This is a genomic window from [Empedobacter] haloabium, from assembly GCA_008011715.2.
GTDB lineage: Bacteria > Pseudomonadota > Gammaproteobacteria > Burkholderiales > Burkholderiaceae_D > Rugamonas > Rugamonas haloabia.
This window is the reverse complement of sequence record CP136508.1, coordinates 6,198,016-6,213,117: the sequence shown is the minus strand read 5'-3', so window position 1 is coordinate 6,213,117 and position 15,102 is coordinate 6,198,016. Positions and strand designations below refer to the sequence as shown.

Annotated in this window: 17 protein-coding genes; 14 read left to right on the top strand and 3 right to left on the bottom strand. The window is 66.5% G+C overall.

What is annotated here, in order from left to right; translation table 11 throughout:
* Positions 1 to 22 precede the first annotated feature (22 nt).
* From E7V67_027095 to E7V67_027085, 3 genes are read right to left on the bottom strand one after another with little or no spacing between them, the layout of a single operon-like run.
* Positions 23 to 1,369 carry a vWA domain-containing protein gene (locus E7V67_027095; GenBank protein ID WUR13307.1) on the bottom strand — a complete coding sequence of 449 codons (1,347 nt, stop codon included), beginning with the start codon at positions 1,367 to 1,369 and terminating at the stop codon, positions 23 to 25.
* Complete coding sequence (locus E7V67_027090; GenBank protein WUR13306.1) at positions 1,369 to 1,968, bottom strand: TadE/TadG family type IV pilus assembly protein; 600 nt, start codon at positions 1,966 to 1,968, stop codon at positions 1,369 to 1,371. Before E7V67_027090 ends, E7V67_027095 begins: the two co-directional genes overlap by 1 nt.
* Positions 1,965 to 2,435: a pilus assembly protein gene (locus tag E7V67_027085; protein WUR13305.1), complete on the bottom strand. Its 471-nt coding sequence runs from the start codon at positions 2,433 to 2,435 to the stop codon at positions 1,965 to 1,967. Before E7V67_027085 ends, E7V67_027090 begins: the two co-directional genes overlap by 4 nt.
* A 136-nt stretch (positions 2,436 to 2,571) precedes the next feature.
* Between E7V67_027085 and E7V67_027080 the strand changes: the two genes are divergently transcribed.
* From E7V67_027080 to E7V67_027015, 14 genes are all read left to right on the top strand, one after another.
* Positions 2,572 to 4,242 carry a histidine kinase gene (locus E7V67_027080; protein WUR13304.1) on the top strand — a complete coding sequence of 557 codons (1,671 nt, stop codon included), beginning with the start codon at positions 2,572 to 2,574 and terminating at the stop codon, positions 4,240 to 4,242.
* Positions 4,243 to 4,260: 18 nt separating this feature from the next.
* Entirely contained in the window at positions 4,261 to 4,917 is a 657-nt protein-coding gene (locus E7V67_027075; GenBank protein ID WUR13303.1) for a response regulator transcription factor, read from the top strand.
* 205 nt (positions 4,918 to 5,122) lie between these two features.
* Positions 5,123 to 5,260 (top strand): hypothetical protein, encoded by a 138-nt coding sequence (locus E7V67_027070; protein WUR13302.1) that lies wholly within the window; start codon positions 5,123 to 5,125, stop codon positions 5,258 to 5,260.
* A gap of 34 nt (positions 5,261 to 5,294) precedes the next feature.
* On the top strand, positions 5,295 to 5,474 hold the full coding sequence (locus E7V67_027065) for a Flp family type IVb pilin (protein WUR13301.1): 180 nt from the start codon (positions 5,295 to 5,297) through the stop codon (positions 5,472 to 5,474).
* An 85-nt stretch (positions 5,475 to 5,559) separates the two neighbouring features.
* On the top strand, positions 5,560 to 6,123 hold the full coding sequence (locus tag E7V67_027060) for a prepilin peptidase (GenBank protein ID WUR13300.1): 564 nt from the start codon (positions 5,560 to 5,562) through the stop codon (positions 6,121 to 6,123).
* Positions 6,120 to 7,469 carry an ATP-binding protein gene (locus tag E7V67_027055; protein ID WUR13299.1) on the top strand — a complete coding sequence of 450 codons (1,350 nt, stop codon included), beginning with the start codon at positions 6,120 to 6,122 and terminating at the stop codon, positions 7,467 to 7,469. Before E7V67_027060 ends, E7V67_027055 begins: the two co-directional genes overlap by 4 nt.
* The gene (gene cpaB, locus E7V67_027050) at positions 7,469 to 8,329 is read left to right on the top strand and encodes a Flp pilus assembly protein CpaB (protein WUR13298.1); all 861 of its coding nucleotides are present in this window, start codon (positions 7,469 to 7,471) and stop codon (positions 8,327 to 8,329) included. Before E7V67_027055 ends, cpaB begins: the two co-directional genes overlap by 1 nt.
* Positions 8,326 to 9,762: a type II and III secretion system protein family protein gene (locus E7V67_027045; GenBank protein WUR13297.1), complete on the top strand. Its 1,437-nt coding sequence runs from the start codon at positions 8,326 to 8,328 to the stop codon at positions 9,760 to 9,762. Before cpaB ends, E7V67_027045 begins: the two co-directional genes overlap by 4 nt.
* Positions 9,759 to 9,995 (top strand): hypothetical protein, encoded by a 237-nt coding sequence (locus E7V67_027040; protein ID WUR13296.1) that lies wholly within the window; start codon positions 9,759 to 9,761, stop codon positions 9,993 to 9,995. Before E7V67_027045 ends, E7V67_027040 begins: the two co-directional genes overlap by 4 nt.
* A 10-nt stretch (positions 9,996 to 10,005) precedes the next feature.
* Positions 10,006 to 11,178 carry an AAA family ATPase gene (locus E7V67_027035; protein ID WUR13295.1) on the top strand — a complete coding sequence of 391 codons (1,173 nt, stop codon included), beginning with the start codon at positions 10,006 to 10,008 and terminating at the stop codon, positions 11,176 to 11,178.
* 16 nt (positions 11,179 to 11,194) lie between these two features.
* Entirely contained in the window at positions 11,195 to 12,538 is a 1,344-nt protein-coding gene (locus E7V67_027030) for a CpaF family protein (GenBank protein WUR13294.1), read from the top strand.
* Positions 12,539 to 12,545: 7 nt separating this feature from the next.
* Positions 12,546 to 13,520, top strand: a complete 975-nt coding sequence (locus E7V67_027025; GenBank protein WUR13293.1) for a type II secretion system F family protein — start codon at positions 12,546 to 12,548, stop codon at positions 13,518 to 13,520.
* A 12-nt stretch (positions 13,521 to 13,532) separates the two neighbouring features.
* The gene (locus E7V67_027020; protein WUR13292.1) at positions 13,533 to 14,465 is read left to right on the top strand and encodes a type II secretion system F family protein; all 933 of its coding nucleotides are present in this window, start codon (positions 13,533 to 13,535) and stop codon (positions 14,463 to 14,465) included.
* A 393-nt stretch (positions 14,466 to 14,858) separates the two neighbouring features.
* The gene (locus tag E7V67_027015; protein ID WUR13291.1) at positions 14,859 to 15,074 is read left to right on the top strand and encodes a TOBE domain-containing protein; all 216 of its coding nucleotides are present in this window, start codon (positions 14,859 to 14,861) and stop codon (positions 15,072 to 15,074) included.
* The last annotated feature ends 28 nt before the right edge of the window (positions 15,075 to 15,102 follow it).

Below are 15,102 nucleotides of genomic sequence, written 5' to 3'. Positions count from 1 at the left end.
GACGGAGCAGGCGCGCCGGTGCTTATTTCGAGATGCGCAGGATGGCCGAGGCGAGGCGCGAGAAGCACGGCGTCAGATCGGCTTCGGTCGCGGCGTAGCAGTACATGCCGACCGGCTTGTTCGGGTTGTAGCAGCGCGCCGGGCCGTCGGCGACGTTGGCCATGCATTTCAGGACGTTTTCGCCGATTTCGCCGTCCACGGTCTTTTTCAGTTCGCTGCCCATCCCTAAGGTGAAGACGTAAGTGCCTTCCTCGCGCGCTTTTTCCGCAACCGCCTCGGCAAGATTGCGAGCCGCGCGACCAACGTTCACTTGAGTCAAAGAAGAGGTAACGGACCGTGGCTTGTCGGTGACGATACGGAACTCCAGGCCGGCAGGGTCGTTAGGTTTGCTTTGCGGATTGTGTGCGTTGTACCAGTCCGGCAGGTTTTTGATTGCCCAGTAATTCTGCGATATCACTTCGCAACCACCGCCTATGGGGTTGGCGGTACTTTCATTGAGCCAATAAAGACCGGTCGGTCTAGCGTGGTCAGGTTGCCACGTTATAACGCCGGGGTACGGGCAGCCACTCGGATAATAGAACGGAAAATACGCTCCAAATCCGTTCGGCACGCCATCCGAGAAAAACACAATGACACGTAAGCTCGATCGCGCGTTGTCCGGGATTTTTTTCAGCTGATCGCGAGCGTGCCACATGCCCTCCACGGCGGAGGTGGTCCCTCCGAATGTGTACCCATCGATCTTGCTGAACATGGACATGCGATCGAAGCCTCGCGCCGATGTGTTAATGGGATTGTCGACCTCCGCGCCACTGCCGAAGTGGACTAGGCCAACCCGATCCTGCGTCACGTTGAATTTGTTAAGGAAGCTTTTGGCCGCAGCACGGACCTCCTGTCCCATTGTCCACAGCGAGCCAGAATCATCGACTACGAAAACCATATCCAGATCCCGACGAATCGTCTGCGCACTGGCCGTCGGCGTCATGTCAGTAAAGCCCAACACGCCCATCAGCGACACCTTCATCGGCGCCTCCGCCCGCACATCAATCGTCACCGTACCTCCGTTGAACTGCACATTGGTGGAGAGCAGCTTGGGATGCGACAGCAGGTAACCATCCGGAATATTCGCGGCAAAGAATTCCGCTGCCGCCGTCTGCGCGCTGCGTTCCTGGGCCGCCTTGTCGTTACCGTTAGTGACCGCGCGGGCGGCGGCCACCGCCGCCGAATCGACCGCGGCATTCAAGCGTGCCTTGACCATATAACCCAGCCCCGCATCGAGCACGAGCCCGACCACGGACAGCAACAGCAGCAGCGCAATGGCCACCATGATCGCAACGGCGCCGCGCTGGCGGTGTAGGTTGGCTCGCATCATCAGAAGATCGTCATCGAATACAGGTCGGGCCCGAGGGTGGGCAAGGCCAGCGCGCCGATCGAGAAGCCCGTCAGCAGCATGTCGTACTTGTAAAACGTTTCGACGACGTGGATCACTTCGCCGTCGTCGAGCTGGCCGCTCATGATATTGACGCCGGGCCGCGCGGTCGCATTGATGGCGCTGCAGCGGGGCCCCGTCCAGCCGCCGCACTGGTACACCCGGCTGGCGGGCGCATACTTGCTGGTGCCGTAGCCGAGGCCGCGGGCCGGATCGTCCCAGCGGTACTGGTCCAGCACCACGCTGCGCGTGCCGCTGCTCGTCTTGACGCCCATCACGCGGGTGATGATCATCATGCCGCGCTGGTTCACGTTCAGCGGCGGCGCGCTGGCCATGAGCGCATAAATGATGTCCTGGCTGTTCGTCTCCAGCTGGATATTGCCGCGGGAGACCAGGTTGGCGCCTTCACGGCTCAGGTTGACGACGATGATGTTGGCCTGCAGCGCGCGGGCGCCGTCGATCACGCCGAACAGCAGGAACAGCAGGAAAGGCAGCAGCAGGGCGAATTCGACGGCGGCAATGCCGCGCTGGCGCTTCATCATGGGAAGAACTCGTTGCGCATGGTGGCGGCGACGGCGAATTTGTACTTGCCGTCGCTGAAAAACCGCCCCAGCAGCGGCGTGGTCACCGTCCAGCTGCAGTCGAGCGTGATGACGATGATGCTGCCGGGGGCGCCGAACATGCCGTTGCTGTAGTCGCTGCTCGAGTAGGACGTGCCGTTGACGGAAATGGTCGGCTTGAGCTTGTCGTACATGCCCAGCGAGCTGTCCTTCATCTTGGCGATGACGGCCGCGTAACGCTGCTGGCTGCCCGTGTTGGGGTCGAGATTGGTCTGTCCCGTCACCGCGTAGCGGGCGCCTTCCCGCACGGCGTATTGCATCGTCAACGTTGTGAAAAACATCAGGCTCAGTTCGACCAGCGCCAGCAGTACCAGGAGGAACACGGGGGCAACGATCGCCATTTCGACGACTGTGGCGCCGGACTGACGGCGGGTAACCGAAGGTATCATCGTTAAGACAACATTAGAGCGTTTTGTACAGGACATGCAGTAAGATGTTGACATTCTACATGGCAACAAACCTTGCTGTATGCTTTTAAAACGCGCTGCAACTGCGATCTACCGCCGGTGTCGGTCTGGAACAACGATGCGTTGGTTTCAAGCCATCGTGCCGACGCGCGCGTTGCCCACGACCCCCGATGCCGAGGCCACGATGGTGTTCGGCATGCGCCTGCTGCTGGCGATTTCGGCGCTGCTGACCTTGTATGTGGCGCGCGATGGGGTGCGCCTGTTCAGTCCATGGGCCTGGCTGGTGTTCGACGTGTATGCCTTGCACAGCGTTGTCTTGCTGAGCGTGGCGCGCTCGCGCGCCGGCTTCTGGCACGGCCCCGTCATCTACTGGGTGGACGTGGGCTGGTATGGCTTGATGACGTTCGCCACAGGTGGTGCGCGCAGCCCGTTCTTCACGTTCTTCTTCTTTGCCATCCTGGCCACGTCGTTCCGGCGCGGCTTTGACGCGGGGGCGCGGATGACGCTGGGCTCGGCGGCCACGCTCGCCGCCGCGGTATTGGCGGCGCACGGCCTGGAAAACGTCCAGCTGCTGTTGTTGCGCATCACGTTCGTGCTGGCGCTGGGCTACATGATCGCGTTCTGGGGCGGGCTCGCCGTCGACCAGCGCCGCCGGCTGGCGCTGCTGCGCGACGTCAGCCGGCTGTCCAATCCACGCTTCGGCGTGCAGCACACGCTCGATTCGCTGATGGAGAAAATCCTGCTGTTCTACGGCGGCGCCACCTGCGTGCTGCTGATGCAGGACGCCAACGGGCGCTGGGTCTTGAATACGGTGCACCATCCGGCCACGGGTCGGGCGATCAGCCACAACAACGTGTCGGACGCGACCGTCCAGCCGCTGCTCGATTTCGCACCCGGGGTCACCGTGCTGTACCGCGGGGTCACGCGCGCACTGGTGCCGTACGATATCGTCAGTGCCCAGGTGGTGACGGCCGACGGCGCATGGCGCGATATCGACCCGGCCGGCTGCAGCGGCATCGCCGACTTGCTCGATACCGGCTGGTTCATCAGCGCCGCGCTGCCGCTGCGCAAGGGTGCCGGCCGCATCTTCGTCACATCGGGCGAGCGGCTGCGCCGGCCCGATGCCACTTTCCTGAACCATATCGTGCAGCAGGCCTTCCCCGTCATCGAGACGATCGACCTGTTGGACCGGCTGGCCTCCGACGCCGCCTTGCGCGAGCGCCAGAAGATCGCCCGTGACTTGCACGACAGCACAATCCAGCCGTATATCGGCCTGCGCCACGCGGTGGCCGCGATCCGCCAGCAGGCCGGCGACGACAACGTGGTCGCGGCGGACCTGGACCGGCTGCTGTCGATGTGCACGGAAGTGATCGGCGACATGCGCCAGTTTGCCAAGAGCTTCCGCAACGGCCGCCAGGAAGAACCGGAACTGCTGATCGCGCTGCGCCGCCAGGCCGCGCAGGTGCGCTCGTTCTATGACCTGGACGTGGCGGTGGCGCACGAGGGCGTGCTGACGATCAGCGACCGCATGGCGGCCGAGGTGTTCCAGATCGTCACCGAGGGCATCAGCAATATCCGCAAGCACACCCGCGCGCGCACGGCCGACGTGCGGCTGGCGCAGGACGCCGGCCTGCTGGCGATCGACGTCGCCAATCCCACCGACGGGCGCGGCGCGGCGGCATCGTTCCTGCCGCTGTCGATCGCCGAACGGGTGCAGGCGCTGGGCGGCTCGCTCGCCGTGCAACCGACCGCGCAGCAGACCCTGCTGCGCATCCGTATTCCCATCTGATTCGAAAATAGAGAGACCATGACGATCCGCATCATGCTGGTGGACGACCACAAGACCATGCTGTGGGGCCTCGAGCGCCTGATCCAGGCCGAGGCCCCGGCGCTGACCCTGGTCGGCAGCGCCAGCACGCCGGAAGAAGCCACCAGCCTGTGCGCCACCTTGAAACCGGACGTGATCCTGCTCGACCTGGATTTGAAAGGCAGCAGCTCGCTGGAAATCCTGCCGACGCTGCTGTCGAACGGCGTCACGCGCGCCGTGATCCTGTCCGCCAACCGCGACCAGGCCACCCTGACGGCCGCCGTCAAGCTGGGTGCGCGCGGTGTCGTCAGCAAGGAAGCGGCCACGGAGGACGTGCTGGCCGCGGTGCGCAAGGTGCATGGCGGCGAGCTGTGGCTGGACCAGTCGCTGATGCAGGCGCTGCTGGGCCAGATCGTCGCGCCGGTGCCGAAGGCCGACCCGGAAGCGCAGCGCATCGCGGCGCTGACGGCGCGCGAACGCGAAGTGATCGGCATGATCGTGCAGGGCAAGGGCGCGCTGAACAAGGAGCTGGCCGAACGCGCCTTCATCTCCGAGCGCACGCTGCGCAACCACCTGACGGCGATCTATCAAAAACTGAACGTGGCGAACCGTCTGGAACTGTACGTCTACGCCACCCGTCACAACCTCGGCACGTGATACAGCCGGGCCCGTGTCCCACCGCGGTGTCAGTCACCAAAACGGGACACGGGCTCTGGCGTAGGACATATGTCCCATGCCGCACGGGCACAAGGTCCCAGGCAAAAGGGGAGCTTTGACGGATGTGCAAGACGGGGCCGGTGCGTACGATGCTGTTCATGCGCTGCGCATTCCTTCATGCGGCGCGACAAGAACAGGAGCGCACGTGTACGACAAAGAAGATTTCCCGGATCAGCAGCAGTACGAACGCACGGGAAGTTCGACGATGCCGCACGTGGTGCTGAGTCTCCTGGTCGTTGTCGTCGGCTTCATCGCGGTACTGGCCGCATGGACGAGCGCATAGCCAATCGACTCACCACCCAACACAAAGGACCTCAATGAACTTCATCAAAAACTTTATCCGCGAAGAAGACGGCGTGACCGCTATCGAATATGCACTGATCGCATCCCTGATCGCGGCAGTGATCGGCGTCGCTGTGAAGGCGCTGGGCGGCGACATCAACAAAATCTTCGAAAACCTGAAGAAGGCAATCGCCGGCACCGCCCCGACCGCCTAAGGTCCCAGCGGCGCGCCCTCAACGGCGCGCCCCAATCCGGAACCGGGCCCGCCCGTTCCGGATTTTTATTTTTCCGGAGTTCCCCGTGACACTGCTCCCCCTGCTGCTGCTGTGCGTACTGCTGGCCCTCGCGGTCTGGCACGACCTGCGCGCGCGCCGCATTCCGAATGCCATCGTGTTTCCGGGCGCCGTGCTGGCGCTGGCCCTGCATGCGCTGCTGCCGGCCGGAGAGGGCCTGTTCGGCACGCCGATGGGCAGCCTGGGACTGCTGTCTTCGCTGGGCGGCTGGGCCCTCGGCCTGGCCTTCCTGATGCCCATGTACGCGTTGCGCCTGATGGGCGCCGGCGACGTCAAGCTGCTGGCCATGGTGGGTGCCTTCGTTGGCGCCGGCCAGATTCTCACCGTGGGCATCGCCACCTTGCTTGCCGGCGGCGTGCTGGCGCTGGCCGTGGCCGCCTGGCAGGGCAGCCTGCGCCGCGTATTGAACAATACCTACCAGACCATGCTGCACGCCGGCCTGACGCAGCTGAGCGACGGCATCGCGCTGCCCGCCGCAGCCAGCGGCCGCCTGCCTTATGCCGTGGCGATCGCCGGTGGCACGGGCGCCTGCGTCGCCTGGCTGCACCTGGTCGGGGAGCTGCCGCTGTGAACGACATCTTTACCGCGCCGGCCGACACCCGCGCGCCGCGTACCGTCGAGGACACGGGCTTGCCCTTCCTGTTCCTGGCCGAACTGGTGGCCAAGGTGCTGTACCAGCGCGGCCAGATGCGCCTGCCGGAACTGGCCTCGCACCTGAAACTCAATGTCAGCGTGATCGATCCGCTGATCGCCTTCCTGCGCGCCGAGAAGCTGTGCGACCTGGTGCGCCTGGGCAGCAGCGGCACCGATGCCGACATCAACTATCTGCTGACGGAATCGGGCCGCCTGCGTGCCGCCACGGCGCTGGCACGCAATGCCTACGCCGGCCCGGCGCCCGTCACGCTGGCGGCCTACACCACGCAGGTGCAGGCGCAGAGCGTGGCCAACGTGCACGTCACGCGCACGCGCATGGGCGAGGTGTTCGACGGCACCGTCGTCAACCCGCGCGTGCTGGCGCAGCTGGGCGCGGCGATGAATTCCGGCCGCGCGCTGTTTCTGCACGGCCTGGCCGGCAGCGGCAAGACGTATCTCGCCGAACGCCTGCGCGACCTGCTGTCCGGCGCCATCGCCGTGCCGTACGCCCTGATGGTGGACGGCGAAGTGATTCCGTTCTTCGACACCGTGCAGCACCAGCCGGCCGCGGAACCGGTGACGATCACGTCCGGCTTCGACCGCGGCACGGCCACCGACATGCGCTGGGTGCGTGGCGTGCGCCGTCCCGCCGCGCTGGCCGGCGGCGAGCTGACGCTGGACATGCTGGACCTGCGCTTCGACCCGCACACCCGCCTGTACCAGGCGCCGCCGCACCTGAAGTCGAACAACGGCATCTTCATCATCGACGACCTGGGGCGCCAGCGCTGCTCCCCCGAGGCGCTGATGAACCGCTGGATCGTGCCGATGGACCGCAACGTCGACTACCTGACGCTGCATACCGGTCACACCTTCCAGGTGCCGTTCGACGTGATCGTGGTGTTCTCGTCGAACTTCGTGCCGCACCGCCTGTCCGACGGGGCCTTCCTGCGCCGGCTGGGCTACAAGATCGAGGTGCCACCAGCGACCACCGACGAATACGGCGTGCTGTTCCGCCAGGCCTGCGCCCAGGCCGGCGTGCCGTTCGACGCCGACGCGTTCGCCTACCTGCTCGACTGCCACCGCCAGCGCAACGTGCCGCTGCTGGCCTGCCACCCGCGCGACCTGGTGCGCCAGCTGCGCGACCTGGCGCGCTACGAGGACCGCGCCCCAGAACTGAGCCGTCGCACGCTGGACTGGGCATGGGACAACTACTTTGCCGCCGGTAGCCAGCATGGCGGTCTTGATGTGGATCGCCGCGAACGCGGCTGGATGGAGAACGATTGATGCGTAACTCACGCTCACTGCTGATCATCGGCGTGGCCCTGTTCCTGGCGCTGGCCGCGGTGCTGGTGGCCGCCAAGTGGATGACCGAACAGGGTGCCGCGGCCGGCACCAAGGTGGCGATCGCCGCCACCGACATCGGCCAGGGCGCGCGCCTGAGCAAGGACAATGTGCAGCTGATCGACTGGCCGGCCGGCTCCCTGCCGCCGGGCGCTGTCTCCGACCTGAAACAGCTGGAGAACCGCGTTACCCGCAGCGACATCGGCCGCGGCGAACCGGTGCTGGAAGCCAAGCTGGCGCCGCCTGGCACCACCGGCGGCCTGTCCGCCGTGGTCGCGGCCGGCAAGCGCGCGATGACGGTGCGCGTCAACGACGTCGTCGGCGTGGCCGGCTTCGCCCTGCCCGGCAACTACGTCGACATCCTGGTCAACCTGCAAGCCAGCGGCGGCGACATGGCCACGCGCGAGCAGTCAATCTCGAAGATCGTGTTGGAGCGCATCCTCGTGCTGGCGGTGGCGCAGGAATCGAACCGTGACGACACCAAGCCGAAGGTGGTCAATGCCGTCACGCTGGAGCTCACGCCCGACCAGGTTGAAAAGCTGGACCTGGCACGCAGCATCGGTTCGCTGTCGCTGGTGCTGCGCAACCAGGTCGATCCGCAGCCGGCCAACACCGCCGGCGCCACGCGCGAGTCGGTCCTGGGCCTGCCGCCGGTCAAGGCCGCGCCGGCACCGGCCGCGCCGCCCATTGCCGCACCGGCTGCCCGGCCTGCCGCACCGGCAGTACGCGCCCAGGAGGGCGTAATGGTCATCCGCGGCCTTGACGCCGCACCGCAATCGTTCAATTCCAAGGCCACGCCATGACGCTGTTGACTTCAAAAACCGCCCTCGCCTGTGCGCTGGCGACCGCCTGCGCGACCGTCGTCGCCGCCCCCGCGCGCGACTGCATCGACCTCAAAGGCGGCGCCACCGGCCGGCTCGAACTGGTACGCGGCAAATCCATGCTGAAGCGTTTCTGCTCGCCCGCGTCGCAAGTGACCGTGGGCGCGCCGGAAGTGGCCAACGTGGTCGTGCCCAACGCCAGCGAGATCGTGCTGGTGGCGCGCAGCGTCGGTTCCACCAACCTGATCGTCGCCAACAAGGAAGGCCACTCGACGGTGTTCGACATCGAGGTCAAGCTCGACACGGCCGCGCTGCGCGAGCAGTTCGCCCAGCTGTTCCCGACCGAGAAGGACCTGCGCGTGGGCAGCTCCGGCAATGCCGTGGTGTTGTCCGGCATGGTCAGCGATTCCGTCGTCGCCGCCCAGCTGGTGGCGCTGGCGACGTCGTTCCAGGACAGCGCCACGGCGGCCGCGAGCGCGGGTGCCGGCACGCCACCCGCGAGCGGCGTCGGCCAGCCCGCGGCGGCGGCCGCACCGGCGCCGGCGGCGGCGGCCAAGGTAATGAACATGCTGCAGGTGGCCGCGCCCCAGCAGGTCATGCTGGAGGTAAAGATCGCCGAGATCTCGAAGTCGCTGGTGGACCAGCTGGGCGCCAGCCTGTCGCGCGTCAGCCAGGGCAGCAGCGGCACCTATGGCATCGTCTCGAGCCTGCTGTCGGGCGGCAGCGGCTCACTGGGCGTGCTGGCCAACAGCGTGGGTCGCGTCACCATCGACGGCGAGAAGCGCGATGGCCTGGTCAAGATCCTGGCCGAGCCGACGGTGATGGCCATCAGCGGGCAGGAGGCGAGCTTCCTGGCCGGCGGCAAGATCTTCATTCCGGTCGCGCAGAATTCGCTGTCCAGCGGTGGTGCCATCACGCTGGAGGAAAAGGAATACGGCGTCGCGGTGAAATTCACGCCCACCGTGCTGGCGGGCGGGCGCATCAACCTGCGCGTGGCGCCGGAGGTGTCGGAGCTGAACCGCGAAGGCATCGGCATCGCGACGACGGGCGGCACCAACGCCGCCACCGCGATCCTGCCGGCGTTCACCACGCGCCGCGCCACCACCACGGTGCAGCTGCAGGACGGCCAGAGCTTCGCCATCGGTGGCCTGATCCGCAACAACGTCACCAGCAATATCAAGCGCTTCCCGTTCCTGGGTGACGTGCCGGTGCTGGGCACGCTGTTCCGCAGCAGCGACTTCCAGAACGACCGCACGGAACTGGTCTTCATCGTCACGCCGCACCTGGCCAAGCCGCTGCAGGACAAGCCGCGCCTGCCGACCGACGATTACATCCAGCCCACGAGGGGCGTGTTCTTCATCGGCGGCAGCCATGAAGGTTTCGAGCAATCCGATCCTAAAAAGACCAAGCCATGACCCGTGTCCTCGTCCTCATCCTGCTGGCCACGCTCGGCGGCTGCGCCGCGCCCACCCGCACTGCATCCGGCGACACCGTGAAGGCCCTGATGGCCAGCCAGATCATCCCGCCCAAGCCACACGCCGCCACCGGCATGGACGGCGTGGCGGCCGTCGCCGCCCAGGCGCGTTACGAGCGCTCGTACGCGGCGCCGACGGCGCAGGCGGACAGCCCCACGTTCGGCAAGAAGTAAGGAGAACACCGTGAAAATCGCCGTCCTGTCCCGCGACGACCGCCACCTGATCGAGCTGGCGCGCACCTTGCGCAACCGCCCCGGTGCCGACGAAGTCGACATGATCGCCGGCAGCCCGTCGCGCCTGACCACCTTGGCCGACGACGCCGTGCCGGATGTGCTGGTGGTCGACCAGCCGCGCGTCGATGACGGTGAGCTGGACCAGCTCGAACGCCTCGGCCACCTGTTCCCGCGCATGGCCTTCATCGTGCTCTCGGGCGACCAGTCGCAGGAGTTCCTGCTGCGCGCCATGCGCGCCGGCGTGCGCGAGGTGCTGCCCTCCGCGCCGTCCGCCGCGGCGCTGGCGCAGGCGCTCGACCGCATCGCCGAGAAGCTGGGCAACCAGGGCGGCGCCAACGGCAAGGTGCTGGCCTTCATTTCGTGCAAGGGCGGCAGCGGCTCGACCTTCCTGGCCACCAACCTGGCCTACGCGCTGTCGGCCGGCGGCAGCAAGCGCGTCGCGCTGATCGACATGAACCTGCAGTTCGGCGACGCCTCGCTGTTCGTTTCCGACATCAAGCCGCTGGCGACCCTGTCGGACGTAGCCTCGCAGATCCACCGCCTCGACCCGTCGTTCCTGGCCTCGAGCATGGTGGCCGTCACGCCGAACTACAGCGTGCTGGCGGCACCGTCCGACCCGGCCCACGCCAGCGACGTCAAGCCCGAGCACATCGACGCCATCGTCAAGCTGGCGCGGCGCCAGTACGATTTCATCGTGCTGGACGTGGGCCGCAGCCTGGACCCGGTCAGCATCCGCGCGCTCGATCATGCGGACACGATCTATCCGGTGCTGCAGATGACGCTGCCGTACATCCGCGACGGCAAGCGCCTGTTGACGGTGTTCCGCAACCTCGACTACGGCAAGGACAAGGTCGAGCTGATCGTCAACCGCCACGACAAGAACAGCGACATCCGCCTGCGCGACCTGGAAGAGGCGTTCGACACGACGATCCTGCGCACGATGCCGAACCATTACGACGCGGCGGCGAAGTCCGTCAACCAGGGCGTGCCCGTCACGCGCCTGATGCCGGACAGCCCCTTGAGCGCCGCCCTGCAGGAGATGGCGCGCGGCCTGACGGGCGAAGCGGCGCCGCAGGAAGCGGCCAGCCTGATGACCCGCCTGTTCAAGCGCCGCGCCGCCTGACCGAACGAGACCCACGATGAACATGCCATCTGCTTCCCTGCGCGAGCGCCTGTCCAGCGGCACGCCGCGCCCGACCGCCCAGCGCGGCCCGATCGACAACCGCGCCTATCACCAGCTCAAAAGCCGCATCCACGAGGCGCTGCTGGACCGCGTCGACCTGGAGAGCATGCAGCGCCTGACGCCGGACCAGATCCGCCAGGAGCTGCGCCTCCTGGTCGAGCGGCTGCTGGAAGAAGAGATGGTCGTCATCAACGACGCCGAGCGCAAGACGCTGACGCGCGACATCCAGAACGAGATGCTGGGCTTCGGACCCCTGGAGCCGCTGCTGGAAGACCCGACCGTTTCCGACATCCTCGTCAACACGCACAAGCAGGTCTACGTCGAGCGGCGCGGCAAGCTGGAACTGACCGACGTGACGTTTACCGACGACGCCCACCTGATGAAGATCATCGACAAGATCGTCTCGCGCGTGGGCCGCCGCATCGACGAATCGAGCCCGATGGTCGATGCGCGCCTGCCGGACGGCTCGCGCGTCAACGCGATCATCCCGCCGCTGGCGATCGACGGCCCGGTGATGTCGATCCGGCGCTTTTCGGCCGATCCGCTGCGCCTGGCCGACCTGGTTTCGTATGGCAGCGTGACGGCGGACATGGCCGAGGTGCTGCAGGGCCTGGGCAAGGCCAAGGTCAACATCCTGATCTCCGGCGGCACCGGCAGCGGCAAGACGACGATGCTGAACGTGATCTCCGGCTTCATCAACCAGAGCGAGCGGATCGTCACGGTGGAAGACGCGGCCGAGCTGCAGCTGCAGCAGCCGCACGTGGTGCGCCTGGAGACCCGGCCGGAAAACATCGAAGGCAAGGGCGAGGTGACGCAGCGCGCGCTGGTGCGCAACGCGCTGCGGATGCGGCCCGACCGCATCATCCTGGGCGAGGTGCGCGGCGCCGAGGCGATGGACATGCTGGGTGCGATGAACACGGGCCACGAGGGCTCGATGGCGACGATCCACGCCAACACGCCGCGCGACGCGCTGACGCGCCTGGAGAACATGGTCACGATGGCCGCCGCCACCTTGCCGGCGCGCGCGATCCGCCAGCAGATCAGCTCCGCCGTCGGCGTCGTCGTACAGGTCTCGCGCCTGACGGACGGCAAGCGCAAGGTGCTGTCGATTTCGGAAGTGACGGGCATGGAGGGCGAGGTCATCACGATGCAGGAAATCTTCGCCTACAAGCAGACCGGCGTAGCCGACGACGGCACGGTGCTGGGCCACTTCAGCGCCAGCGGCGTGCGGCCGAAGTTTGCCGAGCGCCTGCGCACCTTCGGCATCAACTTGCCGGCGCAGATCTTCGAGCCCCGTTGAGGCAGCGATGGACACGACGTTCCTGCTGTTTATCCTGCTGATCTTCGCCGCCGTCATGCTGCTGGTATGGGGCATCTACGTCGGCTGGAGCACGCACCGCAGCCCGGAAGCGGAGCGGGTGGCGCGCCGGCTGCGTGGCGTCATCGGCGGCGAGGCCAAGGCGTCGGACGTCACCATCGTCAAGGAGCGCCGCCTCAGCGCCAACCCCGATATCGACGTGCTGCTGCGCCGCCTGCCCGGCACGCGCAAGCTTGACCGCATGCTGCTGCAGGCCGGCGCCGGCTATATGCTGGCGCGCCTGCTGGGCATCTGTGCCGGCCTGTTCGTGCTTGGACTGTTGCTGGGGGCCTGGCTGGACCTGCCCGGCCTGATGCTGCTGCTGGCCGGGATCGCAGCCGGCGGCTTGCCGCTGCTGCACCTGGCGCGCGCCAAGACGGCGCGCCTGGCCAGGTTCGAGCGCCAGCTGCCGGAAGCGCTGGACATGATGAGTCGCGCCATGCGCGCCGGCCACGCCTTTCCCACCGCGTTGAAGCTGGTGGGCGACGAGATCGACGCACCGCTGGGCGAGGAATTCAAGGCGGCGTTCGACGAGGTCAATTTCGGTGTGGCGATGGGGGACGCGCTGAACAACCTGGCGCAGCGCGTGCCCAGCATGGACCTGCAGTACTTCGTCGTCGCGGTGCTGATCCAGCGCGAGACGGGCGGCAACCTGACGGAGCTGCTGGCATCGATCAGCGCGATCGTGCGCGACCGGCATAAGCTCTTGGGCCAGGTGCGCGTGCTGTCGGCCGAGGGCCGCATGTCGGCATGGGTATTGTGCCTGCTGCCGTTCGGCGCCGGCGCCATGATGTACCTGGCCAGCCCGGAGACGATGGGCGTGCTGTTGACCGATCCCGCCGGCCGCAAGCTGCTGGGCGGCGCGGCCACGATGATGGTGCTGGGCGTGCTGGTCATCCGCAAGCTGGTGCGCCTGCGCGTATAAGGAGTGATGACCATGACCATTTCCCAGCTGTTGATCCTGGCGGCCCTGTTCATCGTGATCTTCGGTATCGCCGCGCTGGCGCTGCTGCTGTTGACGCGCGACCCCGTCAAGGGCCGCCTGACCGCATTGGACGAGCGCGAGGCGCGCAAGCCCAGTCATGGCAGCTGGCTGGCGCGCCTGGCGCAATGGGCCGAGCCGTTGGCCAAGCTGTCGGTGCCGGCCGAAGGGTGGGAAAGCTCGCCCGTGCGGCTGCGCTTCATCAATGCCGGCTGGCGCGCGCCCTCCACGCCTGGCCTGTTCCATGCCGGGAAAACGGCCCTGACGGTCGGCCTGCCGCTGCTGTTGTACGTCGTGCTGCGCCAGGACCCGTCGCGCCCGGCCAGCATGACGATCCTGTGGCTGGTGCTGGCGGCGGCCTGCGGCTACTACCTGCCGGACTTCCTGCTGAAGCGCCGCGTCGCCCTGCGCCAGCGCGAGATCTTCGAAAGCTTCCCCGATGCGCTGGACCTGATGACGGTGTGCGTGGAGGCCGGCCTGGCGATGGACGCCGCGTTGGCCCGGGTGGGCGCGGAAATCGGCCTGAAAAGCCCGGTGCTGGCCGAGGAACTGCAGCTGGTCACGCTCGAGCTGCGGGCCGGCAGCGCCAAGGACAAGGCGCTGCGCAACCTGGCACTGCGCACCGGCGTGGAAGACGTCGACGCGCTGGTGAAAATGCTGATCCAGGCCGATCGTTTCGGCACCAGCATCGGCGTGGCGCTGCGGGTGCAATCGGAGCAGCTGCGCACCCGGCGCCGCCAGATCGTGGAGGAGCAAGCCGCCAAGATCGCAACGAAGCTGCTGTTCCCGCTGATCTTCTTCATCTTCCCGGCCCTGCTGGTCGTACTGCTTGGTCCGGCCGTGCTGACGATCACGGCGGCGCTGAAGCCGTTGGCAAGCGGTCAATAACGTAGTGCGCTGACCACACGGCGGCCGGCCGCGCCGCCGTGCTTGCCATTCTGGCGGCCCAGTCTTATTCAATAATCATATAAACATCGGCAAAACGATTAGTTCTTATTTTGCAAGGCACTCTTTACTCTTGGCTGGTGAATTGTCACAACCGGAATCGCCAAGGGGACACAAGATGATGTCGTACCAAGCCACTCCACCCATGCGAATGCAGCGCTGCCGCCACTGTCGGGCAGCCATGTGATCCCGCACGGCGCGCCACAAGCGCGCCACTGCCCAACCGTCTTCCCCTGCCTTGTTCGTGCCGCCATGCGGCAGTGCCGTCCGCGCGATGGCGGGGAGCGTTGTCGCCCGCGGTTCCGTCCCAGCCAACCCTACCACCCAGGAGTTACCATGAGCATCAAGGCCATCAACGTACGCAACCAGTTCCGCGGCAAGGTCAAGGAAATCATCGACGGTCCGGTCGTCTCGGAAGTCGACATCGAGACGCCGGCCGGCATCGTCACGTCCGTGATCACCAGCCGTTCGGTGCGGGACCTGGGCCTCGCGCCCGGTGTCGAAGTCGTCGCCCTGGTCAAGGCGACCGAGGTGTCGATCGCCAAGCTGTAAAGGCCGATTCCACCGTCAACCACTCAGT

What these genes read in the sequence shown, in the direction of transcription:
- E7V67_027095 (WUR13307.1), bottom strand. Translation starts at nt 1,369, where the DNA reads ATGATGCGAGCCAACCTACACCGCCAGCGCGGCGCCGTTGCGATCATG.
- E7V67_027090 (WUR13306.1), bottom strand. Translation starts at nt 1,968, where the DNA reads ATGATGAAGCGCCAGCGCGGCATTGCCGCCGTCGAATTCGCCCTGCTG.
- E7V67_027085 (WUR13305.1), bottom strand. Translation starts at nt 2,435, where the DNA reads ATGATACCTTCGGTTACCCGCCGTCAGTCCGGCGCCACAGTCGTCGAA.
- E7V67_027080 (WUR13304.1), top strand. Translation starts at nt 2,572, where the DNA reads ATGCGTTGGTTTCAAGCCATCGTGCCGACGCGCGCGTTGCCCACGACC.
- E7V67_027075 (WUR13303.1), top strand. Translation starts at nt 4,261, where the DNA reads ATGACGATCCGCATCATGCTGGTGGACGACCACAAGACCATGCTGTGG.
- E7V67_027065 (WUR13301.1), top strand. Translation starts at nt 5,295, where the DNA reads ATGAACTTCATCAAAAACTTTATCCGCGAAGAAGACGGCGTGACCGCT.
- cpaB (WUR13298.1), top strand. Translation starts at nt 7,469, where the DNA reads ATGCGTAACTCACGCTCACTGCTGATCATCGGCGTGGCCCTGTTCCTG.
- E7V67_027045 (WUR13297.1), top strand. Translation starts at nt 8,326, where the DNA reads ATGACGCTGTTGACTTCAAAAACCGCCCTCGCCTGTGCGCTGGCGACC.
- E7V67_027040 (WUR13296.1), top strand. Translation starts at nt 9,759, where the DNA reads ATGACCCGTGTCCTCGTCCTCATCCTGCTGGCCACGCTCGGCGGCTGC.
- E7V67_027030 (WUR13294.1), top strand. Translation starts at nt 11,195, where the DNA reads ATGAACATGCCATCTGCTTCCCTGCGCGAGCGCCTGTCCAGCGGCACG.
- E7V67_027025 (WUR13293.1), top strand. Translation starts at nt 12,546, where the DNA reads ATGGACACGACGTTCCTGCTGTTTATCCTGCTGATCTTCGCCGCCGTC.
- E7V67_027020 (WUR13292.1), top strand. Translation starts at nt 13,533, where the DNA reads ATGACCATTTCCCAGCTGTTGATCCTGGCGGCCCTGTTCATCGTGATC.
- E7V67_027015 (WUR13291.1), top strand. Translation starts at nt 14,859, where the DNA reads ATGAGCATCAAGGCCATCAACGTACGCAACCAGTTCCGCGGCAAGGTC.